The sequence below is a fragment of the Mycobacterium sp. DL440 genome, from assembly GCF_011745145.1.
Taxonomy (GTDB): Bacteria; Actinomycetota; Actinomycetes; order Mycobacteriales; family Mycobacteriaceae; genus Mycobacterium.
Window position 1 is genome coordinate 4,398,649 of record NZ_CP050191.1, and the last position, 24,135, is coordinate 4,422,783.

A 24,135-nucleotide genomic window follows, 5' to 3' on the forward strand; every position below is an offset into this window, starting at 1 on the left:
ACCGGCGTACCCACCATGCCCACAAAAGCGACGAGCGCGGATTCAACTGAGGCCACGGTGCTAAGCGTTGAAGAAGTACGAAGCATCTCCGGCGTCGCCGGATTTCACGAAGTACCGGAATTGAATGCCACGGCACCGTCTACGGTCCCGGATACACCTGAAGTATGTCGTGCGGTGTTCGACCCACCCACCGTATTAGGTACCGGCTGCATGCGGTTCCGGGCAGCCGGCTACGCCACACAGCTTGACACGCCGATACTCCCGACCATCGCTGATGTTCGCCAAATGGTTGCCGTCTATCCCGACTCAGCGACGGCGCAGGCAACCTTCGATCGGCTTGCTTCAGCCGTGCTCGACTGTAAGGCGACAGGCACCGGTTACTACGACCGAACTGTCGAAGAACCTGACCCAAACACCTTGCTGCTCAACGACGATGAAGCCGACGGAGCCTACGCCACGTATCGGCTCACTGGCACCACACTGATCAGCTCAAGTGCGCTCGGTCTACCCGACGGTGAGCGCGTCACACTGGAAGTTCTCGACAGGCTCGAAGATGCACAGCATTAGCAGGCACCCGCGCCCCGGGTCGGCCAGCAGTGGGCGGAACCTCATCAGGAGGACGTTGATTGCGGCCCGATCGCCAGTGGTGCGCGTCCTTTCGACAGACGTGATACTGCGCCCGGAGGGCGGGGGCTATCTGGGACTGACGTTGCCGAACTAGCGTCCCCTCGGTGGGGACCAGCTCGACCTGGCGAAATCCGATGTGCTTGCGGCCGTCGTCTCACATTTAGACTGAGCCCGGAGGCTGTGATCAGGAGGGGAACGCATGGGTGCGCTAGACGCCTTCTACTCGACGTGGTCGCGTGCCCGGGAGACATTCGGTGCCGGGGTACCGCAGGACGGTTCCCAATTCGGCGACGGCAGTCGGCTGCGTCAAATGCAGTCCACGATTGAGTCCGCAGCACCCGACGACCGCTGGCAGGGCACAGCCTCCCAGGCCTACGCTGCCAAGAACGCCGAACACGCTGCCGTCTACGGCAAGCTGGCCGACCTTGACCAACGGATGGCCGCCGAGGTGACCCGGGCCGCCGGGGTGGTCACCACGGGTCGGCAGACTCTCGATCAGATCCATGCCTGGGTGACCGACGCAGCCGCATCTGTGCCCAGCGGCGAATCTGGAGAACGGGCGAAGCTCGCCATCGCGAACAGAGGCATCGGCCAGGTGAACGATGTCATTCGGCAGTCGAACGGCGAGATGGCCGCCATCGGCGAGCGCATCCAGGGCCTCGGCAGGGATTACGACGAGATCGGTGGGCCGAAGCAAGGAGGGGCCGACACCGGTGACAAACCTACGGGCACCGAGATTCCAGGGCCGAAACCACCACCCGAGCCCGACGACGGTCAGGCACCACACGGGTCACAACCGTGGTACAGCCGGGCCGACGACGTGGCGTTCAAGGAACTCGCGGAGAAAGCTGCCGATGCAGCCGAGGCACGTGGATGGACCAACGCCGCAAGGCATCTCAGGCACTACCTCGACAATTCAGGTGAAGACCTTGCCATTGACCCCGACCAGCTTCAGCGTGATGTTCCCAAGATTCAGCAACAGACGGACACCATCGTCAACGCGGAAGTCCAACGCATAGCCGCTGAAGCGGCCGCGACGGGCAACTACGGAACGCCTGTGCCCTTCCAGTCGGAGTGGAAAGGCCCTTACATCCGCCAAGAAGACAACCCGGATTGGTTCTACGCGATGGGTGGCATACAACAGTCGGTGACCGGCGTCGTGACGGTACAACCCCCGGCGGTTCCGGGAGGCGAACCAACGGTGAGTGTGGATTATCAAACCCACATCTTCGACCGGTACAACTGGGACGGCACGAAATCGACGACCATCCCCATCCCAGGGACTGACGGCATCACGATCACCGACGCCAGAATGGGAGCCCTGCACACCGCCGGAATTGCCCAGGAGTACAACATCACTGGCACCGGAAGCGTGTTCCATTACGACGGCACGGTGCCGTCCAACGCCCCCCTCAACTTGCCCAGCGCCCCCGACAACCGTGACGGCACAAGATCCGACCCAGGGAGACCTCAATGAATCTCATGCAGACGAAGCGTCCGTCCTTACTCGGACTTGCCGCCGTCGCCTTGTTCATGGCGGTTGCCTGCGCTTCACATGATGACCCGGTCGGCCGCACCCTCGGCTCCCGTGACGAGACCTCGACCATCCCCGAATTGGTCAAGCAGGCAACCGAATTCGGCGGCATCGCGATACCTCCCGGCGCGGAGGTGCTGCAAGCTCACGTCGACAGCGCGATGGACACCAGATACCAACTGGTACTGAAGATGCCATCCTCCGACCTGCCTACGCTTCTGACGGAGTCACATTTCACCGAGCCACTCGCCCGGGCCTATCCCCCGTTCGAACCGATCATCGCCGGCCCGGATCTGGCGAGCTCTCCGTCGGTGGTCAGTGCGCAGGACCGCTATCGCAACTCTGAGGGCAAGTCGGTGTACCGCACGGTGATCATCGACGAGCGCGATCCCAACGTCCGCTTCGTCCACCTGAACATGAACACCACCTAGCCGTACGAATCACACCACGGTCAGTGGCAATGACTTCCGTGGCTGGAACACGAACTCCGCGCCTCCGCTGAACTTCACCACCGCGACTTCACCGAATTCCTTTGCCGCGGTCTCGGTTTCGATCACCCGAGCGGTCCACTCCGCGTCCGAACCGATCACCTCGACGGAAAGGTGCGGGTCGACGGCGGCGACGATGGCCTGCAGGGGCCGGGTCTCGGCCGGCGAAACCAGGGCCACCCAGGACCCGTCCTCGTGCGCCGGCGAACGAACCACGGACACCGTGTCGGGACCGAACTCGGCGTCGACGTAGGCGGCCGGGTTGAGCAGCGGATGCAGTTCCAGCACGCGCACCGCGCCTTCGATGCCGCCGGGCAGGCCCAGCGCCTTATGGATACGCTCGGCGCCGATCCCGGCCACACCAATCAGCTGCTTGGTGCAGATGTCGGTTGCGAGCGCGGTATCGGTACCGGCCCGCTTACCCACCGCGAGAATGAACGACAGGTTCAGCAGGTGCATCTGCAGGCACACCTCGTCGGCCATCCGGACCAGCGCCGAATGCGAGAACGCTGCGAAATCGAAATCCGACACCAGCGGCCCTGAGTAGTCGGACGCACCCTCATCGGACGGATCGATCGGGTCCAATTCCGTTCGGGCAGCCCGGGTCCGGCCGATCACATCGAGCGCCGGTATGTCGTCGACCTCGGGGTAGGACTCGTCGATGATGACCGTCCAGGCGCAATGCGGCTGCCGGTCGGCGGGCGTGCGGGGCGGCCGGTGAATCGGGCGCACCTGGCATTTGCGGTTGGTGGCCAGCGCGGTGGCGTCAAAGGTCGGGTCCTCGATGTCGTGGCACATGCCGCGCACGTAGTCCTCGCCCATCGGCTCGACGTCGAGCAGCGCCCCGCAGTGGTCGAGGTGGAACTCCCCGTGCCAACGGTCGTGCACGGTGTAGCGGAAATCCATGAACTGCGGCGGGGCGCCGATGTCGAGCTGGAGCCCCTTGAAGATGGTGATGACGTCGACGCCCTCGTACTTCAGCGCCTTCTGCATCCGCCGGGTGTAGATCGGGCTGGACGCCGCCCACTCCTCGATCGCGATCTGCAGCATCTCTTCGCGGCCGAAATTGCTGATGCACCAGGCCATCCCAGAGCGGTCGATCATCTGGCCCATGAGCAGGAGCTCGGGCACCAGCTTGACCAGTTCGTCGTGGGTCAGCGAGGCATACCTACTTGTCATCGAGCTCGCTCCCGGTATTCATCTTGACGGCGGCGTTCACATTGGCGCGCCGGTCCTCGTCCAGCCCCTTCTCGGCGGCCTTGCGCCGCTTGGCCACCACCTTGGACACTGTTCCGTTGAGGCCGGAACCGAGAGGGAAGCCGAGGTACTGGGTGAGGAAGATGGCGATGTCCTTGAGCTCTTCCTCGGTGAACTCATCGTTGAGCAGCGCGGCATTGACCTGAATCTCGGCGAGGTCCTGCGAACCAACCGCCGTCACCGCCGACAATGTCATCAGCCGCTTCTCGCGCATCGACAGCCCGGGCTTGTTCCAGATGGTGCCGAACAGGTGGTCGACGGTGAGATCGAAGTACGGATCACCTTCGATGTTCGGCATCTCCCAGCCGTAGACCTCGTTCATCTTGGCCAGGCCCTTGGCGCGCAACTCGTCCATCGAAAGTTCTCCTAATCGTTCTTGTGCGGAACGCCGAGGCCGTCAGCGAGCCGCTGCAAGGCCACCTGGGCCAGCGGAAGATCCACTCCTACAACATCACCCAGGCCGATGGCCAGGCTCAGATCCTTTTCCCCCAACCCGCGGGTGTGGGTGAAGGCGTCGTAGAGCCAATGATCCGGGGCCAGCTCGGCCATGTTCTCGCGCACGATGATGGCACCCGGCCCACTGGTCAACGCATCGGTGTGACGCACCACGCGGCCCAGTGCGCCGAGGTCCAGTCCAGCCGCCTCGGCCAGCTTCATCGCCTCACACGCCGCAGCGTAGGAGGTGAAGGTCAGCATGTTGCGGGCCAGCTTCATCCGGGTACCGGCACCGGGATCGCCGGCATGGATCACCATCGAGCCGAACTGCTTGAGCGCCGGCTTGATCCGCTCATAGACGGGCCGATCGGCGCCGACCATGATGGCCAGCTCACCCTTCTCGGCAGCCGCGCCGCCACCGCTGACCGGGGCGTCCACGACGTGGATGCCCTGGGGCTTGTACTGGTCGGCGAGCTCCGCGGCGGTGGTGTCGCTGATCGTCGAGTGGATCACAATCACCGTTTCCGGCTTCACCTTTGGTGCCAGCTCGGCGATCACCGAACGCACCTGCTCGTCGTTGAGCACCGTGATGCTGATGATGTCCGCGTCGGCGACGTCGACCACGTTGTCTGCCAACGTCCCGCCGAGTTCCCCGAAAGGTGCCATCGCATCAGCCCGCACGTCGTACACGATGAACCCACCCGGCCATTCGGCCAGGCGTTTGGCCATCGGGGCACCCATGTTGCCCAGGCCGATGTAGCCGTACACAGTGCTGGTCGGCTCCTCGCGTAAGCGCTCGTCGGTGCTCATGACCGGATGATCTGTCCGCCGTCGACGTTGAAGATCTGGCCGGTGATCCACTTGGCCTGATCGCTCAGCAGGAACAGGCACATACCGACGAGGTCTTCCGGCTGTCCCATGCGCGACAAGGGGATTCCCTTGACGATGTCGTCGACCATCTCCTTGGGCGTGGTGGTGCGGTTGGCCTCGGTGTCGATCGGGCCGGGCGCGATGGCGTTGATGCGGATGTTCTGTCCGCCGAGCTCGCGCGAGAGCTGCTGGGTGAGGCCGTTGATGCCGACCTTGGCCAGACCGTAGTAGTTGGCGTACAGCCACGCCGCGGTCGAGGACTGGTTGACGATCGCCCCGCCGCCGCGCTTGGCCATCTTGCGGTACACCGCGCGGGTGCACACCAGCGCGCCATCGAGGTTCACGCTCATGAACTTCTTGTAGTAGTCCCAGTCGACGGTAAGCAGGAAGTCCAGCTTCATCCCGCCGAAGATCGCGGCGTTGTTCACCAGGTAGTCGATGCCGCCGAACTCCGAAAGCGTCTGCGCGGCCATGTCCTTGGCCGAGTCGATGTCGGAGACGTCGACTCGCACCGCCAGGGCATTGCCGCCCTCACCCTTGATGCCGTCGGCAACCTTCTGCGCGCCCTCGGTGTTGATGTCGGCCACCACGACCGCCGCACCCTCACGTGCCAGCGCCTCGGCGTAGGCCTGGCCGATTCCGCCACCGGCCCCGGTGACAATCGCTACCTTCTCGTCAAACTGTCCCATGTCTTATTCCTTTCCCGCCCAGCGGCCAGTTATCGCACGGTTTTCGCGAGATTGCGTGTCACAACTGGCCACTCGGCACCTCCCTAGTTGGCCAACGTGGCGATGGTCTTGATTTCGGTGTATTCCTCAAAGCCGGCCAGGCCCATCTCGCGGCCGACCCCGGATTGCTTGTAGCCGCCGAACGGGGCATCTGCCGAGTACCAGATGCCGCCGTTGACGTTGACGGTGCCGACCCGCATGCGAGCGGCCACGGCCTGGGCGCGTTCGTCGTCACCGGAGAACACCGTGCCGGACAGCCCGTACGGCGAATCGTTGGCGATGCGCACCGCGTCGTCGTCGCCGTCGTGGGCGATCACGGTCAGCACGGGCCCGAAGATCTCCTCGCGGGCCACCCGGGCGTCGTTGTCCAGGCCGGCGATCACAGTCGGCTCGATATAGAACCCGGTGTCCAGATCTGCCGGACGTCCACCGCCGCAGGCGAACCGGCCACCTTCCTGCAGAGCGAGATCCAGGTAGGACTGGACCCGGTCGCGCTGGCGCGCCGAGATCAGCGGCCCGCAGACGGTGCGCTTGCTGTTGGGATCGCCCGGCTTGATCCCGCCCAGCGTGGCGGCGGCGATCTCGACTGCCTCGTCGTAGCGTGCCCGCGGCACGACCAGGCGGGTGGTGATCGCGCAGCCCTGACCGGCGTGCATGGCAACCGTGAAGGCCGACATTGAGCAGGCCCCAGCCAGGTCGGCGTCATCGAGCACCAGGAATGCCGACTTGCCGCCAAGCTCCAGGAACACCTTCTTGATGGTCAGCGCCGCGTCAGTCATCACGGCGCGCCCGGTTGCGGTCGATCCGGTGAACGAAACCATGTCCACCCGAGGATCTTTGGACAGCAGCGCTCCCACCGAGTGATCGCTGGAGGTGACGATGTTGATCACACCAGCCGGGAAGTCGGTCTGCTCGGCGATGATCTGGCCGATGGCCGCAGCCGCCCACGGAGTGTCGGGAGCCGGTTTGAGGATCAGGGTGTTACCTGCAGCCAGGGCCGGGCCGACCTTGGCCAGGTTGATCTGGTGCGGAAAGTTCCACGGGGTGATCGCACCGACGACGCCGACGGCTTCGCGCGCGATCTTGCGATTGGTCGGGATGCCCTGAGGAGTGGCGTAGCCGAGATCGGTGGTCCATTCGTAGTTCTCGGCGGCATCGGCCGAAAAAGCCAGGTCGTCGATGGGGCCTTCCAGATGCGCACCGGCGGTGAGCATGCGCGGGGCGCCCACCTCCGAAATCGTCAGTTCCCGAAGGTCTTCCAGGTTTTCGCGCAACGCGTCGCGCAGCTGACGCAGGCAGCGCACCCGCAGCGCGTGGTTCGTCGACCAATCGGTGTCATCAAATGCCCGACGCGCGGCGTTAATGGCGTTGCCCATGTCCTCGGCGTTGGCGTCGGCGGCGACGCCGAGCACCTCCTCGGTGGCGGGATTGACGGTCTCGAATGTTCCGCCGCCCCCGGCGACGAGCTTGCCGTCGATAAGCAGTTGACTCTGGCGATCGGCCAGTACCGGCATCGGTGAACTCCACTTCACGAATTCTGGACAACTGTCCGGCTGTCTCGTCTCGAACGATAGCCGCAGACAATGTCGAGCCGCAAGGGCGTCCCCCGGCCCTGTTCACTCCGTATCAAAATGACCAGTTCATCCTAGCCTTTCCGGACCCACACTTGCTGAACCTCGGCATCGTCGGATAACTTGGACATGTGTCCAGCGATGCCGTGTCTGCAGTCACAGAACCCGCTCCGGAGCCAGAGAAGGAATCGCCGCGCAACCGCCGGCAGGAAGAAACCTTCCGCAAGGTCCTGACCGCCGGAACCGAGATGCTGCGCGAATCGTCCTATGCCGATCTGACGGTGCGCGCGGTTGCCGCACGCGCCGGCGTCGCGCCGGCCACGGCCTACACGTACTTCTCGTCGAAGAACCACCTGATCGCCGAGATGTACCTGGACCTCGTCAGCCGATGCCCCTACTTCACCGACGTGAACAACTCCATGACCGCCCGGGTCGATGCGGCGCTGCGGGCACTGACCCTCGTCGTCGCCGACGAGCCCGAGGTCGCGGCCGCCTGCACCACAGCCCTGCTGGGCGGCGGCACCGATCCCGCGGTGCGCAAGGTGCGCGACCGTATCGGCGCCGAGATCCACAAACGCATCCGTTCGGCCGTCGGACCGGACGCCGATTCCCGCATCGTCTCCGCCCTGGAGATGACGTTCTTCGGTGCGCTGGTCAATGCCGGCAGCGGCGCCTTCACCTATCGCCAGATCGCCGACCGTCTGACCTACGTGGTCGGGTTAATCCTGGGAGAAGACAAATGAGCTTGAACACCGTCGATCTGATCCTCGACCCGTACGACTACGACTTCCACGAAGACCCGTATCCGTACTACCGCCGACTGCGCGACGAGTCACCGCTGTATCACAACGAGGATCTCAAGTTCTGGGCGTTGTCCCGGCACAAGGATGTGGTCGCCGGTTTCCGCAACAGCGTCACTCTGTCCAACAAACACGGCGTCTCGCTGGACCCGATCTCGCGCAATGACGAAGCCCACCGGGTGATGTCATTCCTCGCCCTCGACGATCCCGGCCATCTCCGGTTGCGCACGCTGGTCTCGAAAGGTTTCACCCCGCGCCGCATTCGCGAACTGGAGGGCCGGGTCACTGAGATCGCCCACCAGCACCTGGACATCGCGTTGCAGAGCAACAGCTTCGACTACGTCGACGACTTCGCCGGCAAGCTCCCGATGGACGTCATCTCCGAACTGATGGGCGTGCCCGACGAAGACCGGGCCCACATCCGGGCGCTGGCCGACGCCGTGATGCACCGCGAGGACGGCGTCGCCGACGTGCCCGATTCGGCCATCGCCGCATCCGGCGAGCTGCTGGTCTACTACGCCGACATGGTCAAGCAACGCAGGAAGAATCTGACCGACGACCTCACCTCGGCACTTGTCGAAGCCGAGATCGACGGCGACAAGCTCACCGACGACGAGATCATGGCGTTCCTGTTCCTCATGGTGGTCGCGGGCAACGAGACCACCACCAAACTTCTTGCCAACGCCGCATATTGGGGCCACAAGAACCCCGAACAGCTGGCTCCGGTGTTCGACAACCACGACTTGGTCGTGCCATGGGTCGAGGAGACCCTGCGCTATGACGCCTCCAGTCAGATCCTGGCCCGTCTGGTCACCGAAGACCAGACGTACTACGACACCACCGTTCCCGCCGGCGATGTGCTGGTCCTGTTGATCGGCTCGGCCAACCGCGACGAACGGGTCTTCGATAATCCCGATGAGTACCGGATCGACCGCGAGATCGGTCCGAAGCTGGTGAGTTTCGGCAGTGGTGCCCACTTCTGCCTCGGCGCGCATCTGGCACGCATGGAGGCCCGGGTGGCACTGACCGAGTTGTTCAAACGAATCCGCGGATACGAAATAGATGAATCCGCGGCCGTGCGGGTGCATTCCAGTTCCGTACGAGGATTCGCGCACCTGCCCATTGCGGTGTCCCACCGCTGAAACCCATCACAGATTAAGGCACGCTAAATGGCCCGTTTCGAACCCCATCCCGACCGCCGACCCGCCATCGTGGCCGGCGCGTCGTCAGGCATCGGCGCCGCCACGGCGACCGAGCTGGCCGCGCACGGCTTCCCGGTCGCCCTCGGCGCACGCCGCGTCGAGAAATGCCAGGAGCTGGTTGACGAGATCAAAGCCGGTGGCGGTCAGGCGATTGCATTGCCGCTCGACGTGACTGACGCCGAGTCGGTCAAGTCGTTCGTGCATGGTGCCACCGAGGCGCTCGGGGACATCGAACTGCTGGTGGCCGGTGCCGGTGACACCTTCTTCGGTCAGCTACACGAGATCAGCACCGACGAATTCGAGAATCAGATCCAGATTCACCTGATCGGTGCCAATCGCCTTGCCACCGCGGTGCTTCCGGGCATGGTGGAACGCCGGCGCGGCGACATCATCTTCGTCGGCTCCGACGTGTCCCTGCGGCCTCGGCCGTACATGGGCGGCTATGGCGCGGCCAAAGCCGGCCTGCTGGGCATGGCCAAGACCCTGCAGATGGAGCTCGAGGGCACCGGTGTGCGCGCCTCTGTGGTCCATCCAGGACCTACCAAAACCTCCATGGGCTGGAGTGCGCCCATGGACAAGGTCGGCGAGATGCTCGAGGACTGGGCCAAGTGGGGCCAGGCTCGGCACGACTACTTCCTGCGCGCAGCCGATCTCGCGCGGGCCATCACCTTCGTCGCGGAAACCCCGCGCGGAGGCTTCATCGCCGAACTGGAGATTCAGCCCGAAGCTCCGCTCGCCGACGTCAAGGATCGCCAGAAGCTGAAAGTGGAAGGCTGAGAAGGATAATGACAAGCTCAGAACTCAAGGAAGTGCAGCGCGTTTCGGGCGGTGAAGGCGAGGAACACGGACACCTCGAAGAATTCCGCACCGACCCGATCGGCCTGATGCAGCGCATCCGTGACGAGTGTGGCGACGTCGGCTGGTTCCAGCTCGCCGACAAGCAGGTGGTGCTGCTGTCCGGCGCGGAGGCCAACGAGTTCTTCTTCCGTTCCAGTGACAGCGACCTCAACCAGGCCGAGGCCTACCCGTTCATGACGCCGATTTTCGGTGAGGGTGTCGTGTTCGATGCCGACCCCGAGCGTCGGGCCGAGATGCTGCACAACACCGCGCTGCGCGGTGAGCAGATGAAGGGCCACGCGGCCACCATCGAAAACGAGGTCAAGAAGATCATCGCCGACTGGGGCGACGAGGGCGAGATCGAACTGCTCGACTTCTTCTCCGAGCTGACGATCTACACCTCGACAGCGTGCCTGATCGGGCTGAAGTTCCGCGAGCAGCTGGATCGCCGGTTTGCCGAGTACTACCACCAGTTGGAGCGGGGCACCGACCCGCTCTGCTACGTCGATCCTTACCTGGACATCGAGAGCTTCCGGATCCGCGACGAGTCGCGCGTGAAACTCGTTGCGCTGGTCCAGGAAATCATGGACGGCCGGATCGCCAATCCGCCGAAGGGCAAAGAGGATCGCGACCTGCTCGACGTGCTGGTCTCGATCAAGGACGACGACGGCAACCCCCGGTTCACGGCCAACGAGGTCACCGGGATGTTCATCTCGCTGATGTTCGCGGGCCACCACACCAGCTCGGGCACCTCGTCGTGGACGCTCATCGAACTGCTGCGCAACCCCGAGGTGTACAGCCAGGTGCAGCAGGAGCTCGACGAGCTCTACGCCGACGGTCAGGAGGTGAGCTTCCATGCGCTGCGCCAGATTCCGAAGCTCGACAACTCACTCAAGGAGACGCTGCGCCTGCACCCGCCGCTGATCATCTTGATGCGGGTGGCCCAGGACGAGTTCGAGGTGGCGGGCCATCCGATCCACAAGGGCCAGATGGTGGCGGCCTCCCCGGCGATCTCCAACCGGATCCCGGAGGATTTCCCAGAGCCGGACGCCTTCGATCCCGCCCGCTACGAGAAGCCGCGCCAGGAAGATCTGATCAACCGGTGGACCTGGATCCCCTTCGGTGCCGGCAAGCACCGCTGCGTGGGTGCGGCGTTCGCACAGATGCAGATCAAGGCGATCTTCTCGGTTCTGCTGCGCGAGTACGAGTTCGAGATGTCACAGCCGTCGGAGAGCTACCAGAACGACCACTCCAAGATGGTCGTGCAGCTGGCCCAGCCGGCCAAGGTCCGTTACCGGAAGCGGGTTTAGGAGCGCACCCATGGGTTGCTACCGCGTTGAGGTCGACGAGGATCTGTGCCAGGGCCACGCCATGTGTGAGCTCGAGGCTCCGGACGTGTTCCGGGTTCCGAAACGCGGCGTCGTCGAGATCATCGATCATGAACCACCCGACGAGCTCCGTGATGCCGTCGAGATGGCCGTCGAAATGTGTCCTACCCAAGCACTATCCATCACAGAGAAGGAATGACAATGGCGTCACGCGAAGAACTAGAAGCCTGGTCCGACCGCTGGCTCAAGGCCAATCAGGATGCCGAGAAGGCCGGAGACTGGAAGCCGCTGGCCGACTTCTACACCGAAGATGCGACCTACGGCTGGAACATCGGCCCCAAGGAAGACGTGATGTGCGTCGGGCGCGATGAGATCCGCGATGTGGCCCTGGGCCTTGAGATGGAGGGCCTGGAGAACTGGGTCTACGAGTACCAGCGGGTGCTGATCGACGAGAAGCAGAACGAGATCGTCGGTTTCTGGAAGCAGATCGCCAACAAGTCCGACGGCACCCGCGACGAGATCTACGGCATCGGCGGCAGCTGGTTCCGGCTCAACGATCAACTGCTCATCGAGTGGCAGCGGGACTTCTTCGACTTCGGCCACGTGGCGAAGGGGTACGGGAAGCTCATCGAGTCCGGCGACCTCACCCCGACGATGCAGAAGCGCATCGAGCGTTCGCTGTCCGGGGAGAAGCTGCCCGGCTACTACCCACTCGGTAACGCTCCGGTCAAAATCTGGTAGCTCCCGGCCAAGCAGTTGCTTGGGGGTGGGTGTGACCCACGCAACTAATGGCTCTAGTCTGTGGTCAACGGCTCTAGTGGAAGGCACACGCGATGAAGACCAAAGGCGCTCTCATCTGGGAGTTCAACCAACCGTGGACGATCGAGGAGATCGAGATCGGTGACCCCGTCAAGGACGAGGTCAAGATTCAGATGGAAGCCGCGGGCATGTGCCATTCGGACCACCACCTGGTGACCGGCGACATCCCGATGGCGGGTTTCCCGGTGCTCGGCGGCCACGAAGGTGCGGGCATCGTGACCGAGGTCGGCCCCGGCGTCGACCACCTCCAGCCCGGCGATCACGTCGTGCTGTCGTTCATCCCATCTTGCGGCGAGTGTCCGGCCTGCCAGGAGGGCCTGCGGAACCTGTGCGACCTGGGCGCCCTCCTGCTCTCGGGGACCGCGGTCTCCGACGGCACCAACCGCATCCACGCCGTCAAGAATGGCCAGCCGGTCATCCCGATGACCCTGCTGGGCACGTTCAGCCCATACATGGTGGTGCACAAGAGCTCGGTGGTGAAGATCGACCCGTCGATCCCGTTCGAGGTGGCCTGCCTCGTGGGTTGCGGTGTCACCACCGGCTACGGCTCGGCCGTCCGCAGCGGTGACGTCCGCCCGGGTGAGGACGTCGTCATCGTCGGTGTCGGCGGTGTCGGCACCGGCGCGCTGCAGGGCGCCCTGGCCGCCGGCGCCCGCAACGTCTTCGCAGTCGACCCGGTCGAGTTCAAGCGCGACAATGCGCTCAAGTTCGGTGCCACCCACGCCTACCCGGACATCTTCTCCGCGATGGCCGGCGTCGCCGAGGTCACCCAGGGCCGGATGGCGCACAAGACGATCGTCACCGTCGGTGAGCTCAAAGGCGAGGACATCGACCACTACATGAACATCACCGCCAAGGGCGGCACCGTCGTGGCCACCGCGGTCGCCAACATGGCCGAGAACGACGTGAAGCTCAACTTGTCGATGCTGACGCTGCTGCAGAAGCGCCTGCAGGGCACCATCTTCGGCGGCGGCAACCCGCACCACGACATTCCGCAGCTGCTGAGCATGTACAAAGCGGGCCGGCTCAACCTGGACGACATGGTGACCCGGCAGTACAAGCTCGAGCAGATCAACGACGGCTACGCCGACATGCTCGAGGGCCGCAACATCCGCGGCGTCATCCGCTACACCGACGCCGATCGCTGATCCCACACCAGTTGCCCGCGAAACGGCATTCCAGCAGGAAAAGGTCGAGTGACCTCCTGCCGGAATGCCGTTTCGGCATATCTAGGAAGGAATTTCGTGACCGAGACATCCACTGAGACACCCGTCGTCGTCGCTTCGCGATCGTCGTGGAAATGCGTGCAGTCCGGTGACCGTGAGGGCTGGCTGGCGCTCATGGCCGACGACATCCTCGTCGAGGACCCGATCGGTGAGGCTGTCACCAACCCCGACGGCACCGGCGTGCGTGGCAAGGAAGCGCTCGGCGCTTTCTACGACACCAACATCGGGCCCAACGAGCTGACCGTCACGTGCGAAGAGACGTTCCCGTCCAGCTCGCCGAGTGAGATCGCCTACATCCTGGTGTTGCGCACCAAGTTTCCCAACGGGTTCACCGCCACCGTGCGCGGCGTCTTCACCTACAAGGTGAACGACGAAGGGCTGATCACCAACCTGCGTGGCTACTGGAACATCGGCGCCATGGTGTTCGCGCAGGAAGAGAGCTGACCGGCGGAGCGCTCGCCGGCCGCGGCGCGATCGTGGTCGGTGGCACCCGCGGCATCGGCCTGGCGGTCGCCGAGATGCTGGCCGCCCAAGGCGCGGGCGTCGTGGTCAACGGTCGCGACCTGGCGGCTGCCATAGCCGCGGCCGAATCCATTTCCGGTGTCGCCCATGCCGGTTCGCCCGCCGAGCCTCAAGTGGCCGACGCGCTCGTCGATACCTGTGTGGCCGAGTTCGGTCGCGTCGACATCCTGGTCAACTGTGCCGGTACCGCCGAACCGGCGGGGTCCTCCATCTTGAACGTGACCAGTGACGAGTTCCGGAACCTGCTCGACGCGCACCTGGGCACGGTGTTCGAGACCTGCCGCGCAGCGGCGCCGAAAATGGTGGCGCAAGGGGGCGGCGCCATCGTCAACACCAGTTCCTTTGCGTTCCTGGGGGATTACGGCGGCAGCGGCTACCCGGCGGGCAAGGGCGCGGTCAATGCGCTGACCCTGGCGATCGCCGCCGAACTCAAGGAGCACGGAGTGCGGGCCAACGTGGTGTGCCCGGGCGCCCGCACCCGACTGTCCACCGGCTCGGACTACGAGCAGCACATCGCCGATCTCAACCGGCGCGGCTTGCTCGACGACGTCAGCATGCAGGGCGCGCTGGACGCCGCACCGCCGGAATACGTGGCCCCGACGTATGCCTACCTGGTGAGCGACGCCGCACGGGGCGTGACGGGCCGCATCTTCATCGCCGCGGGCGGGTTCATCGGCGAATTTGCCCGGCCTGCACCAGGTTTCATCGGATACCGCGACCACCACAGCAAGCCACCGTGGACTGTCGAGGAACTGCACGAGTCCATCTCCGGGGCCTAGCTCGCGCCGGCGCCGCCGGGTTCAGGATGCTGCGAGCTCGCGTTTGGCGGCCTCGCGGGCCAGCATGCGGTCACGCTGCTCCTCGAACTTGATCACCTTCGTCTGTAGGCCTTCCAGGAACGCCGCCAACTGATCGCGACGGGCCTCACCGGCGGCACTGAAATCGTCGCGCTCGAAGATCCGCCACTTGCGCAGGGTCGGCATGACCACCTCTTCGAGGTGCTGGCGCAGGTCGTAGATCCCGTGTTTGGCCATCAGCACACCGTTGCGGCGAAAGTCCGGCATCCCCTGTCCCGGCATCCGGAAATTCTCGACGATGCAGCCGACGGCATCCAGGGCCTGGTCGGGCGAGAGTTCCAGGGCGGCCTCACACACGTTCCGATAGAAGATCATGTGCAGGTTCTCGTCCGCGGCGATGCGCTGCAGGAGCCGGTCGGCGATCGGATCGTGGCAGACCTTCCCCGTATTGCGGTGGCTGACCCGGGTGGCCAATTCCTGGAAGGTCACGTACGCGACCGTCATCAGGAATTCGGAGTTGTGCATGGCCCGCTCTTCCTCGGTCGAAGCGAAGCCGTTGGTCACATGCTCCATGCGGGCCTGCTCCAGCGCGGCGAGATCGACACCGCGGGTGACCACGAGGTAATCCCGGATTGCGATGCCGTGCCGGTTCTCCTCGGCGGTCCAGCGGTTCACCCAGGCTCCCCAGGGCCCGTCCTGGGAGAAGCTGCCGGCGGCCTCGCGGTGATACGACGGCAGGTTGTCCTCGGTGAGCAGGTTGGTGATCATCGCCGCCCGGGCCACGTCGCTGAGCTGCGAATGCTCAAGATCCCAGTCCTGGCCGCCCGAGGCAGCGAAGGTGCGGCCCGACTCCCACGGGATGTAATCGTGCGGATACCAGTCCTTGGTGGTGGCCAGGTGCCGGTTGAGGTTTTCCTCGGCTATCTGCTCGAGTTCAGCCTGCAAAACCGTATCTGCGAGCTCCTTTTGCACGAGTCCCATGAATCCCCCGAAATCTATGTGCGGCCACATCGGACCAGCTAAAGTCTCCCACCCCGTCCAGCAAAGATAGAACACGTTCGGTCAGGACCGCGATTCCGCGGGACTGCACCAAACGCTTCGCCGGCCCGCCTCGACCGATCACTATGCTCTCACCATGGCGTCCGTCTTCACGAAGATCATCAACGGAGAACTGCCCGGGCGGTTCGTCTACCAGGACGATGACATCGTCGCGTTCCTGACCATCGCGCCGATGACGCAGGGCCACACGCTGGTGGTGCCCCGGGCCGAGATCGACAACTGGCAGGACCTCGAGCCCGCGGTGTTCGGTCGGGTGATGGAAGTTTCACAGCTGATCGGCAAGGCCGTCTGTCAGGCGTTCGGTGCGCAACGCGCCGGGGTGATCATCGCCGGTCTTGAGGTGCCGCACCTGCATGTTCACGTGTTCCCCGCCTACAACCTGGCCGATTTCGGCTTCGCCCACGTCGACAACAATCCGTCGGCCGAATCCCTCGATGCGGCACAGACCAAGATCAAAGCCGCGCTGGCAGATCTGCAATCCTCGGCAAGCTGACGGTGAACCGGCACCCCTGACCCGGCGCGGTGGTGACCTTGACGGTGCCGCCGTGGGCCAGCACCAGGGAATGCACGATCGACAGGCCCAGCCCGGTCCCACCGCTCGCGCGGGTGCGTGAGGTATCAGCGCGGTAGAAGCGTTCGAACACGCGTCGCGCATCGTCGGAACTCATGCCGGGACCTTCGTCACACACCTCGATGACGGCGTCGTCGCCGTCGGTGCCCACCCGCACCGTGACCCCGGCGGTTTCCGGGGTGTGCTGCACCGCGTTGGCGACCAGGTTGCTCAGCACCTGACGCAACCGGGCCTCGTCACCCAGCACCTCCGGGGTGCCCGGGCCGTCGAACACCTCCATGCGCACCCGGCGGTTCGGGGCGATCGACTGCGTGTCATGCACGGCATCGGTGGCCAGGGTCAACAGGTCGACCCGATGCCGATCGAGTGGGCGCTGCGCATCGAGCCGAGCCAGTAGCAGCAGATCCTCGACCAGCAGGCCCATCCGCCGCGATTCGCTCTCGATCCGGCCCATGATCATCTCGACGTCGCGCGCGGCGCCCTGGCGGTACAACTCGGCGAATCCGCGGATCGTCGTCAGCGGCGTCCGCAACTCGTGGCTGGCATCGGTGATGAAGCGGCGCATCCGTTCCTCGGAGGTCCGCGCCTGCTCGGCCGAGGCGTCCGAAGCCGCCACCGCCCGCTGGATCTGCGCCAGCATGCCGTTGAGCGCCAAGGACAGCCGTCCCACCTCGGTCCGCGGATCACGTTCGGGGACACGGCGATCCAACTGTCCGGCCGCGATGGCCGCGGCGGTTTGTTCCACCTCGACGAGCGGACGCAGGCTGCGGTGCACGACGGCGTAGCCGACGACGCCGAGCACCACCAGCACGACCGTACCGATGCCGACCTGCGACCAGATCAACGCGCGTACCGACGACTGGACGTCGGAAAGATCGATCGCGACGGTGGTGAGCTCGCCGTTCGGACCCTGTACGGTCATGGCCCGCCACTGCACGTCCGAGGACCCGACGGACTCGACCGTCACCGGCGCGGGACCGACGTTGTTGTCATCGGGAAGCTCGGGTTCCGCCTCGCGGTCGTTGATCGCGATCCAGGTCCGGCCGTCTTGATCGACGCCGCGGACATAGAAGTTCGACGGCGGGCGCGCGGGATTCGGCCCTTCCAAAGGTGTCGAGGGCAGGCGGCGCGGCTCTTGGGCCCAGCTCTGCGAGGCATCGAGCAGGGTCTGATCGATACGACTGATCTCGGTGTGCCGCATGATCGAGGTCACCGCGACACCGGAAGCGAGCAGCCCGCACGCCACCAGAACCAGGGCCGCGGCCACCAGGCCGACCCGCAGCGGCACTCCTCGCCGCTCTACCCGGTCAAACACTCCAAAAGTATGCCGCCGAAATCGAGGCGTCAGCGTGGCTCGCGCAAAACGTAACCGACCCCGCGCAGAGTGTGCAGCAGGCGCTTGTCGCCGGTATCGATCTTGCGGCGCAGGTAGGACACGTAGGACTCGACGACGTTGACGTCACCGCCGAAGTCGTAGCGCCACACGTGGTCGAGGATCTTGGGCTTCGACAGCACCGTGCCCGCATTGATGATGAAGTAACGCAGCAGGGTGAATTCGGTGGGCGACAGCGAAACGGGCTCGCCGGCCTTCCAGACCTCGTGCGTGTCCTCGTCGAGTTCGATGTCGGCGAAGGACAGCTTGGCGCTACGGGGTTCCTCAATGCCCCGGCCGGACCGGCGCAGGATCACCCGCAGCCTGGCCACCACCTCTTCGAGGCTGAACGGCTTGGTCACGTAGTCGTCGCCACCGAGGGTCAGGCCGGCGATCTTGTCCTGCAGGCTGTCGCGCGCGGTCAGGAACAGCGCGGGCGCGTCGATGCCGTCGGCGCGCAGCCGGCGCAGCAGCCCGAAGCCGTCCATGCCGGGCATCATCACGTCCAGGATCACGGCGTCGGGCCGAACTTCCCTGGCCTTGTCCAGGGCGGCGGCGCCATTGGACGCGGTGTAGACCTCAAAACCCTGGAACTTCAAGCTGACAGACAGCAGCTCCACGATGTTGGCCTCGTCGTCGACGACGAGAACCCGGGCCTCCGGGACGCTCTCAGGTAATGCAGGCATGGCCATTCCCTGATGTTGGTGGTGCCTGTTGAACTCAACCTGCATGCACGCTGTGCACTTCCTGTGAGTTTAACTGTGATCGGGGTAACTACACTGACGCCCATGAACCTCGCCAAGACGCTGGTCCAGGTTGCTACTGCGCCCGTGCGAATCGGGCTGGCCGTGGCCGACGCCGGTCTCGGCATCGCCAACGAGACACTCAACGCGGTGCAACGCGGCATCGGCGACGCGAACCCTCTGAACGGCAGGTCATCGATGGCCTCGCTGTTCGGCATCGATGATGCGGTGGAGCGGGCGAACCGCTTGGCCCGGCTGCTGGACGACGACGCGCCGCTCGGCCGGGCGCTGGCACCAGAGGGCCCGATCAACCGTTTGCTGCGACCGGGCGGGATCGTCGACCAACTGACCGCCGAGGGTGGCCTGCTGGACCGGTTGACCGCGGACAACGGCGCCGTGGCCCGGGCGGTGGCCCCCGGCGGCCTGGTCGATCAAGTCACCACGGAGGGCGGCCTGCTGGACCGGCTGACCACTGCCGATGGCGCCGTGTCCCGGGTGATTGCGCCCGGCGGGCTGGCCGATCAACTGTTGGCCAATGACGGCCTGTTCGAGCGGGTACTGCGCGAGGACGGGGTGGCCGACAAGCTCCTCGCCGAGGGCGGGCTGCTGGACACCCTGACCGATCCCGACGGCCCGCTGCTCAAGCTCGCCGACGTCGCCGACACCCTCAACCGGCTGGCGCCCGGGTTGGAAGCACTCGCGCCCACGATCGACGCGTTGCACGAAGCGGTCATCACGCTCAGCCAGGTCGTCAACCCGCTCAGCAACATCGCCGACCGCATCCCGCTGCCGCGGCGCTCGTCCCGGCGAACCTCCCCGAAGCCGGTCAGCTCGCAGCGAGTTATCGACGCCGAGAGCTGACCCGCTAAACTGGGCGCGTTCCACCCGCCTCCTTAGCTCAGTGGTAGAGCGTTCGCCTTGTAAGCGGAATGTCATCGGTTCAATCCCGATAGGAGGCTCCACGCGCACCGATTGTTGTCGGTACATGTCAGTAACTTCCTCACATGAGGCTCTGTCGCAGCTGTGGTTCACCACTGGAGAAGCGCAGTCAGAAGGTCTACTGCAGTAACGCATGTCAGGGATCAGCCCGCCGAAAAGCCAGCACAGAACGCTGGCTCGAATCCGGCGAGGCGTCCATCACCTCTCTCCACAGGCACTACATCCGCCTTTAGCCTCACGGCCGCTCAGTCGGGCTGTTGCGCGATCTGCAGCGAGGCCGGCACGTGGCAGGGCCTACCCCTCATCTTGGTGATGGACCACATCGACGGGAACCCGACCAACAATCGGCGGGAAAATCTCAGACTGGTCTGCCCGAACTGTGACTCCCAGCTGCCGACGTACAAGAGCCGGAACCGTGGCAACGGCCGCTTCTACCGCCGCGAGCGCTACGCCAACGGACAGTCGTTCTAGCGTTCACGTCTCGTCGGCGATGTTCTCGTGACTCTCGTGGAGTCCCGGCCCCTGAGGATCCTCACCCCGACGGTCGAATTCGTCCTGCAGCTCCTCTTGTCCCTCAGTAACTTTGCGGGCGTCTTTCGGTATCGGTCGGCCACCGTCATGTTGATCCATAGTCCTCTGAATCCCCGCATCGACCACGGCTAAACACGAGCCCTCCGCTTCCGTGTCGTCCGTAGCGTGATCTAGCCTCCAGACATGAGGCGTCTGGGGTCAACGCTCGTGGCATTGCTGCTCACCGCAGGGTTCCTGCAGGCCTGTGGTACCACCGGCGACCAGGCCGCCGATTCCGGGGACCAGGCGTTCCGCCGGCTCGCCACAGAGATCCTCGATTACACCTACCGGCAGAACCCCTCGAATGCCACGCATCTGGGCATCCACACGTACGACGACCTGATACCCGACTATTCGGCGGCGGCGGTCACCGCCAATGTGGAAGCCGTCAAGTCGTACCGGGCGCGCCTTGACGGTATCGACGCCAGCACATTGACGTTGGACGCCCAGCTGGACCTCGAGCAGACCAAGCATGCACTCGACGGAATGTTGTTGCGCGAGCAGGTTATTCGTCCATGGGCGAAGAACCCCGACACATACAGCAGCGGTATCACCAACGACGCATACGTCATGATCTCGCGCAGTTTCGCTCCGCCCGAACAACGTCTGCGGTCATTGACCAGCAGGTTGAAGCTGATGCCGGCTGCGCTCGCCCACGCCCGTGAGAATCTCGACGATTCGCCGCGAATCTACACTCAGGTCGCGATCGACCAGGTCGACGGCAACCGCCATTTCTTCGCCCACGACGTTCCCGCAGCGTTCGCCGGCGTGAAAGACCCTGCATTACTGGCCGAGTTCGGCAAGGCCAATGACGCGGTGGTCACGGCACTGAGCGACTACAAGGCCTGGCTGGAGAACGACCTACTGCCACGGTCCAACGGTTCGTTCGCGTACGGCGCGGAAACGTATCGGAAGGTACTCGACGCCGACGAGATGATCACCACGCCACTGCCCGATCTGCTGTCGGTGGCAAACGAAGACCTCGCACGCAACCAGAAGGCCTTCACCGAGGCGGCCCGGCAGATCGATCCCGCCAAGGCTCCATTCGACGTGTTGGCCGACGTACAGAAGGACTTCCCGCCTGCCTCGGACCTGCTGGCGGCTACCCAGGAAAATCTCGACAGTCTGGCCCAGTTCGTCCGCGAGAAGCAGATCGTCGATGTCCCACCGGCTCCGCCGGCGAAGGTGGTAGAGACACCGCCGTTCATGCGCGCCACCACCTCGGCATCGATGGACATCCCCGGACCGTTCGAGAAGGCGGCGACCGAAGCGTATTTCAACATGACCCTGCCCGATCCATCCTGGCCGAAAGACGAGCAGGACGAGTTCATGTCGCAGTGGTATCGCCCGTCGATCAGCAATGTATCCGTCCACGAGGTGTGGCCTGGGCACTACCTGCAGTTCCTCTACGCCAAGGACTATCCGTCCGACGTCCGCAAGGTGTTCGGCGCGACAAGCAATTTCGAGGGATGGGCGCACTACTGCGAGCAGATGATGCTCGACGAAGGGTTGCACGCCGACGATCCGCGCTACCGGTTGGCCCAGGTCCAGGATGCCCTGCTGCGCGATGTCCGATTCATCGTCGGCATCAAGATGCACACCGAAGGCATGACCGTCGAACAGGCCCAGCGAATGTTCGTCGAGCAGGCCTATCAGCCTGAACCGGTCGCGGAATCGGAGGCCAAGCGCGGTACTTCGGACGCCACCTACGGCTACTACACCATGGGCAAACTGGCCATCCTGAAACTGCGTGACGACTACCGAAAAGCGGTCGGTGACGCATTCTCGCTCAAGGCTTTCCACGATGCGTTCGTGAGGATTGGGCCGCTCCCCCTGCCGCTGATCCGCAAGGTGATGCTGGGCCAGACGGGTGATCTGTTCTAGACCCGGGTGGTCAGCTTCCGCAGTGTCTGATATTCGGCGTCGCGATAAGGCCGTCCATCCGGCTGCAGCAGATCGCTGAACCACACATTCGGCACCTTCGTATAGGGCTTGTCCCACGAATCCCACGGAAAGTACGTCTGGGTCTTGCCGGCCACCAGGCCCCAGCTGTAGGCACCGACGTTGTGCCGCTTGGCAACCGGAAGCACACCTTCGACGGTGCTGCCCTGGTCTCGAGCCAGGTACTCGGTGCACAGGATCGGCCTACCCAACGGGGCGAGTTCGGCGATGCGGGCTTCGAATTCGGCAGGGCCGGCGTACGAATGGAACGAGATGATGTCGGAGTTGTCGAGCTGGAAGCTGTCCATCTCGCTGCGGCTTCCGCGGTCCCAACTGCCCTGCCACACGCCGCTGGTCAAGGGCTGCACGGCATTGACCGAACGCGCCCAGCCGAACACCTGGGGCAGCAGTCCCCCGACCGCGTCGATCTTGTCCTTGCGTTCGACCTTGCGGTACTGCTTGGCGGGGTTGTCCGGCTCGTTCCACAGGTCCCAACCCAGGACCCGGTTGTCGTTGCGGAACTGGCTCATCACCCCGACCACGTAGTCACGCAGCACGGGCCGGTAGCGAGGGTCGTCGATGCGTTGCGCCCCGGGGCTCTGCACCCAGCCTGAGTTGTGCACACCCGGCGTCGGTGCCCGCTGCGCACCGACCTGCGGATTCGGATCCCAGCACGAGTCGAAGAACACGAACAACGGCTTGATGCCTTGACGCGCCGCGATCCCGACGAATTGGGCCAGCCTGCTTTGGAATCCGGCACGGTCCTGCGCCCACAGCAGATCGTGCAGGAACACCCGCACCGTGTTGAACCCGAGTAGGCGGCACGCCCCCAATTCACTGTCGATGCGCCGCGCGTCGTAGGTGCCGGGGGCAAACATCTCGATCTGGTTGATCGCGTTGGAGGTGATGAAGTTGGTGCCCACCAACCAGCCCTGCGCCTGATACCACGCGTTGGCCCGTTCGACCGGCCACTGGCCTGGTGCGGCGGTCGCCCGCGGGATCATGGAAAGAGGGGCCAGTACCTGAGGAAGAGCCGCCGCTGCTGCCAGTACCAGCGGGATCTTGAGGGCCGTTCGACGGTGCACCTAGTGAACATAGTGGTGCTCAGCAAATACCCCGACCTCCCGGATGGCATTGCAACCATTGAGGTTTCAGATCGTTATCAATTCGGCACCCTCAGAGCTTGCTCACCGTGAAATCCGCCGCCTGCCCCGGCATCCCGTTGAGCAGGTAGGCGCTGTGCGCGAAGTTGGGGACCCCGGCCGGCGTTCCGTCGCAGATGGTGTCACCCGGCTCGCACAACTCGATGGTCTTGTCCTTGAACCGGGGGCCGATCACCATTGCCGGCGCGCCGATGTCGCGCATGAACTCGTCGGACGGCGTACCCAGTAGCACCACCGAGGCCACATGGTCGGCCACCGCGGGAGGCATGGGCTGGGGGATGAACTCCTTGTACTCGGGCGGGATGCCGTCCGGAATGGTGGCCGCAGTGGTGTAACCGGCTACCACGGCGCCCTGGGAGTATCCGCCCAACACCACCTTGGTGTTGGGGCAGTCCCTGGCCGTGGCCTCGATGTGGCTGGACGCATCCCGGATGCCGTCGACGACCGTCTTGGCGAATTCGATCCGGTCGCCGAAGTTCCCACTGGCTTGGTAGTTCACCGGATACACCTCGACCGACCGTTGTCCGGCACGTGCACGCAGCGCGTCGACAAAGGTCTGTCCGGGGCCGCCGACCCCGGGCGGCTCGTAGGTGCCGCGGGCGAACACCACCTCGACATCCGGGCACGGCTGCGCCGACGCGGCGGGCATGGGTGCGATGGGGACGGCGCAAGCAGCGATCAGCGCCGCGCCCTGGAACAATTTGAAGACGTTCATTTCGACTCCACGCCTACCGGA

At 64.5% G+C, this 24,135-nt stretch carries 26 protein-coding genes, 1 tRNA gene and 1 pseudogene; 17 read left to right on the plus strand and 11 right to left on the minus strand.

Annotated features, from left to right (window positions below; all coding sequences use genetic code 11):
* Window positions 1-15: 15 nt before the first annotated feature.
* From HBE63_RS21535 to HBE63_RS21545, 3 genes are all read left to right on the plus strand, one after another.
* Window positions 16-567 carry a sensor domain-containing protein gene (locus HBE63_RS21535; protein WP_166906563.1) on the plus strand — a complete coding sequence of 184 codons (552 nt, stop codon included), beginning with the start codon at window positions 16-18 and terminating at the stop codon, window positions 565-567.
* Window positions 568-826: 259 nt separating this feature from the next.
* The gene (locus HBE63_RS31185; protein ID WP_208301178.1) at window positions 827-2,104 is read left to right on the plus strand and encodes an EspA/EspE family type VII secretion system effector; all 1,278 of its coding nucleotides are present in this window, start codon (window positions 827-829) and stop codon (window positions 2,102-2,104) included.
* Entirely contained in the window at window positions 2,101-2,592 is a 492-nt protein-coding gene (locus tag HBE63_RS21545) for a hypothetical protein (protein ID WP_243858206.1), read from the plus strand. Before HBE63_RS31185 ends, HBE63_RS21545 begins: the two co-directional genes overlap by 4 nt.
* A 9-nt stretch (window positions 2,593-2,601) precedes the next feature.
* On the opposite strand, the gene HBE63_RS21550 is transcribed toward HBE63_RS21545, so the two are convergent.
* The 5 genes from HBE63_RS21550 to HBE63_RS21570 form a co-directional block, all read right to left on the minus strand.
* Window positions 2,602-3,828 (minus strand): hypothetical protein, encoded by a 1,227-nt coding sequence (locus tag HBE63_RS21550; protein WP_166906564.1) that lies wholly within the window; start codon window positions 3,826-3,828, stop codon window positions 2,602-2,604.
* Window positions 3,818-4,261 carry a carboxymuconolactone decarboxylase family protein gene (locus tag HBE63_RS21555; RefSeq protein ID WP_166906565.1) on the minus strand — a complete coding sequence of 148 codons (444 nt, stop codon included), beginning with the start codon at window positions 4,259-4,261 and terminating at the stop codon, window positions 3,818-3,820. Before HBE63_RS21555 ends, HBE63_RS21550 begins: the two co-directional genes overlap by 11 nt.
* Window positions 4,262-4,272: 11 nt before the next feature.
* Window positions 4,273-5,151 carry an NAD(P)-dependent oxidoreductase gene (locus tag HBE63_RS21560; RefSeq protein WP_166906566.1) on the minus strand — a complete coding sequence of 293 codons (879 nt, stop codon included), beginning with the start codon at window positions 5,149-5,151 and terminating at the stop codon, window positions 4,273-4,275.
* A complete protein-coding gene (locus HBE63_RS21565; RefSeq protein WP_166906567.1) occupies window positions 5,148-5,900 on the minus strand; it encodes an SDR family oxidoreductase in 753 nt (250 codons plus the stop codon). The genes HBE63_RS21560 and HBE63_RS21565 overlap by 4 nt, the downstream gene beginning before the upstream one ends.
* An 83-nt stretch (window positions 5,901-5,983) precedes the next feature.
* Window positions 5,984-7,453 (minus strand): aldehyde dehydrogenase, encoded by a 1,470-nt coding sequence (locus tag HBE63_RS21570; protein WP_166906568.1) that lies wholly within the window; start codon window positions 7,451-7,453, stop codon window positions 5,984-5,986.
* 188 nt (window positions 7,454-7,641) lie between these two features.
* Between HBE63_RS21570 and HBE63_RS21575 the strand changes: the two genes are divergently transcribed.
* From HBE63_RS21575 to HBE63_RS21615, 9 genes are all read left to right on the plus strand, one after another.
* The gene (locus HBE63_RS21575) at window positions 7,642-8,253 is read left to right on the plus strand and encodes a TetR family transcriptional regulator (RefSeq protein ID WP_166906569.1); all 612 of its coding nucleotides are present in this window, start codon (window positions 7,642-7,644) and stop codon (window positions 8,251-8,253) included.
* On the plus strand, window positions 8,250-9,452 hold the full coding sequence (locus HBE63_RS21580) for a cytochrome P450 (RefSeq protein WP_166906570.1): 1,203 nt from the start codon (window positions 8,250-8,252) through the stop codon (window positions 9,450-9,452). Before HBE63_RS21575 ends, HBE63_RS21580 begins: the two co-directional genes overlap by 4 nt.
* A 27-nt stretch (window positions 9,453-9,479) precedes the next feature.
* On the plus strand, window positions 9,480-10,289 hold the full coding sequence (locus HBE63_RS21585) for an SDR family oxidoreductase (protein ID WP_166906571.1): 810 nt from the start codon (window positions 9,480-9,482) through the stop codon (window positions 10,287-10,289).
* An 8-nt stretch (window positions 10,290-10,297) separates the two neighbouring features.
* On the plus strand, window positions 10,298-11,659 hold the full coding sequence (locus tag HBE63_RS21590; protein ID WP_166906572.1) for a cytochrome P450: 1,362 nt from the start codon (window positions 10,298-10,300) through the stop codon (window positions 11,657-11,659).
* A 10-nt stretch (window positions 11,660-11,669) separates the two neighbouring features.
* On the plus strand, window positions 11,670-11,876 hold the full coding sequence (locus HBE63_RS21595) for a ferredoxin (protein WP_166906573.1): 207 nt from the start codon (window positions 11,670-11,672) through the stop codon (window positions 11,874-11,876).
* Between the two features lie 2 nt (window positions 11,877-11,878).
* A complete protein-coding gene (locus HBE63_RS21600; protein ID WP_166906574.1) occupies window positions 11,879-12,418 on the plus strand; it encodes a nuclear transport factor 2 family protein in 540 nt (179 codons plus the stop codon).
* 92 nt (window positions 12,419-12,510) lie between these two features.
* Window positions 12,511-13,644, plus strand: coding sequence for an NDMA-dependent alcohol dehydrogenase (locus HBE63_RS21605; RefSeq protein WP_166906575.1), 1,134 nt, complete (start codon window positions 12,511-12,513; stop codon window positions 13,642-13,644).
* Between the two features lie 96 nt (window positions 13,645-13,740).
* Complete coding sequence (locus HBE63_RS21610; protein WP_166906576.1) at window positions 13,741-14,166, plus strand: nuclear transport factor 2 family protein; 426 nt, start codon at window positions 13,741-13,743, stop codon at window positions 14,164-14,166.
* 29 nt (window positions 14,167-14,195) lie between these two features.
* Complete coding sequence (locus tag HBE63_RS21615; protein WP_166910042.1) at window positions 14,196-15,023, plus strand: SDR family NAD(P)-dependent oxidoreductase; 828 nt, start codon at window positions 14,196-14,198, stop codon at window positions 15,021-15,023.
* Window positions 15,024-15,044: 21 nt separating this feature from the next.
* Here the strand turns inward: HBE63_RS21615 and HBE63_RS21620 are convergent, their stop codons facing one another.
* Window positions 15,045-16,013, minus strand: coding sequence for an acyl-ACP desaturase (locus tag HBE63_RS21620; RefSeq protein WP_166910044.1), 969 nt, complete (start codon window positions 16,011-16,013; stop codon window positions 15,045-15,047).
* 163 nt (window positions 16,014-16,176) lie between these two features.
* On the opposite strand from HBE63_RS21620, the gene HBE63_RS21625 reads away from it, so the two are divergent.
* Window positions 16,177-16,593: an HIT family protein gene (locus HBE63_RS21625; RefSeq protein ID WP_166906577.1), complete on the plus strand. Its 417-nt coding sequence runs from the start codon at window positions 16,177-16,179 to the stop codon at window positions 16,591-16,593.
* On the opposite strand, the gene HBE63_RS21630 is transcribed toward HBE63_RS21625, so the two are convergent.
* Both HBE63_RS21630 and HBE63_RS21635 read right to left on the minus strand, forming a co-directional pair.
* Complete coding sequence (locus HBE63_RS21630) at window positions 16,553-17,986, minus strand: cell wall metabolism sensor histidine kinase WalK (protein WP_166906578.1); 1,434 nt, start codon at window positions 17,984-17,986, stop codon at window positions 16,553-16,555. The two genes, HBE63_RS21625 and HBE63_RS21630, sit on opposite strands and share 41 nt — an antisense overlap.
* A 29-nt stretch (window positions 17,987-18,015) precedes the next feature.
* Window positions 18,016-18,735, minus strand: coding sequence for a response regulator transcription factor (locus HBE63_RS21635; RefSeq protein ID WP_166906579.1), 720 nt, complete (start codon window positions 18,733-18,735; stop codon window positions 18,016-18,018).
* Window positions 18,736-18,831: 96 nt separating this feature from the next.
* Here HBE63_RS21635 and HBE63_RS21640 point away from each other — a divergent pair, with 96 nt between their 5' ends.
* The 3 genes and pseudogenes from HBE63_RS21640 to HBE63_RS21650 all read left to right on the plus strand — a co-directional run bounded on the left by HBE63_RS21640 (window position 18,832) and on the right by HBE63_RS21650 (window position 20,196).
* The gene (locus tag HBE63_RS21640) at window positions 18,832-19,647 is read left to right on the plus strand and encodes a hypothetical protein (RefSeq protein ID WP_166906580.1); all 816 of its coding nucleotides are present in this window, start codon (window positions 18,832-18,834) and stop codon (window positions 19,645-19,647) included.
* 26 nt (window positions 19,648-19,673) lie between these two features.
* Window positions 19,674-19,748 (plus strand) — tRNA-Thr (locus HBE63_RS21645).
* A gap of 42 nt (window positions 19,749-19,790) precedes the next feature.
* Window positions 19,791-20,196, plus strand: a pseudogene (locus HBE63_RS21650) (HNH endonuclease).
* 3 nt (window positions 20,197-20,199) lie between these two features.
* Here HBE63_RS21650 and HBE63_RS21655 read toward each other — a convergent pair.
* A complete protein-coding gene (locus tag HBE63_RS21655) occupies window positions 20,200-20,355 on the minus strand; it encodes a hypothetical protein (protein WP_166906581.1) in 156 nt (51 codons plus the stop codon).
* Window positions 20,356-20,439: 84 nt separating this feature from the next.
* On the opposite strand from HBE63_RS21655, the gene HBE63_RS21660 reads away from it, so the two are divergent.
* Complete coding sequence (locus tag HBE63_RS21660) at window positions 20,440-22,179, plus strand: DUF885 domain-containing protein (protein ID WP_166906582.1); 1,740 nt, start codon at window positions 20,440-20,442, stop codon at window positions 22,177-22,179.
* On the opposite strand, the gene HBE63_RS21665 is transcribed toward HBE63_RS21660, so the two are convergent.
* Together HBE63_RS21665 and HBE63_RS21670 are read right to left on the minus strand one after the other, a co-directional pair.
* Entirely contained in the window at window positions 22,176-23,321 is a 1,146-nt protein-coding gene (locus HBE63_RS21665) for a cellulase family glycosylhydrolase (RefSeq protein WP_208301180.1), read from the minus strand. The genes HBE63_RS21660 and HBE63_RS21665 overlap by 4 nt on opposite strands.
* A 91-nt stretch (window positions 23,322-23,412) precedes the next feature.
* Entirely contained in the window at window positions 23,413-24,114 is a 702-nt protein-coding gene (locus tag HBE63_RS21670; protein WP_166906583.1) for a cutinase family protein, read from the minus strand.
* Window positions 24,115-24,135: the final 21 nt, after the last annotated feature.